General features: G+C 67.1%; 1 protein-coding gene. It reads left to right on the top strand.

Annotation, left to right across the window (positions count from 1 at the left end):
* On the top strand, positions 1–1128 hold a 1128-nt coding region (rhlB, locus tag DBR34_RS15285), incomplete at both ends, for an ATP-dependent RNA helicase RhlB (RefSeq protein ID WP_258223974.1).

The raw sequence follows: 1128 nt of genomic DNA, 5'->3' as shown, positions 1-1128 counted from the left end.
GTGCCGGTCGCGCTGCCCGGCGGCGACGTCGCCGGCCAGGCCCAGACCGGCACCGGCAAGACCCTGGCCTTCCTGGTCGCGGTGGTGAACCGCCTGCTGACCCGCCCGGCGCTGGCCGATCGCAAGCCGGAAGACCCGCGCGCGCTGATCCTGGCCCCGACCCGCGAACTGGCCATCCAGATCCACAAGGATGCGGTCAAGTTCGGTTCGGACCTGGGCCTGCGCTTCGCGCTGGTCTACGGCGGTGTGGATTACGACAAGCAGCGCGAGATCTTGCAGCAGGGCGTGGACGTCATCATCGCCACCCCGGGCCGCCTGATCGACTACGTCAAGCAGCACAAGGTGGTCTCGCTGCACGCCTGCGAAATCTGCGTGCTCGACGAAGCCGACCGCATGTTCGACCTGGGCTTCATCAAGGACATCCGCTTCCTGCTGCGCCGCATGCCCGAGCGCACCACGCGCCAGACGCTGCTGTTCAGCGCCACGCTCAGCCACCGCGTGCTGGAGCTCGCGTATGAGCACATGAACGAGCCGCAGAAGCTGGTGGTGGAAAGCGAGTCGATCACCGCCGCGCGCGTGCGCCAGCGCATCTACTTCCCGGCCGACGAAGAAAAGATTCCGCTGCTGCTGGGCCTGCTGTCGCGCAGCGAAGGCGCGCGCACCATGGTCTTCGTCAACACCAAGGTGTTCGTCGAGCGCGTGGCCCGTTCGCTTGAAAAGGCCGGTTACCGCGTGGGCGTGCTGTCCGGCGACGTGCCGCAGAAGAAGCGCGAGAGCCTGCTCAACCGCTTCCAGAAGGGCCAGCTGGAAATCCTGGTGGCCACCGACGTGGCGGCCCGCGGCCTGCACATCGACGGCATCAAGTACGTCTACAACTACGACCTGCCGTTCGACGCCGAAGACTACGTGCACCGCATCGGCCGTACCGCGCGCCTGGGCGAAGAGGGTGATGCGATCAGCTTCGCCTGCGAACGCTACGCGATGGGCCTGCCGGACATCGAGGCCTACATCGAGCAGAAGATCCCGGTTGAAGCGGTCACCAGCGAAATCCTGACCTCGCTGCCGCGCCCGGAACGCGCGCCGGCCGAAGCGGGCGAGGACGGCGACGAGAACGAAAGCGTCGGCCAG

It is taken from the genome of Stenotrophomonas sp. HMWF003, assembly GCF_003061285.1.
In the GTDB taxonomy this organism is placed as follows: domain Bacteria; phylum Pseudomonadota; class Gammaproteobacteria; order Xanthomonadales; family Xanthomonadaceae; genus Stenotrophomonas; species Stenotrophomonas maltophilia_AP.
Note: the sequence above shows the minus strand (reverse complement) of the source record. Positions and strands in the feature narration are given on the sequence as shown.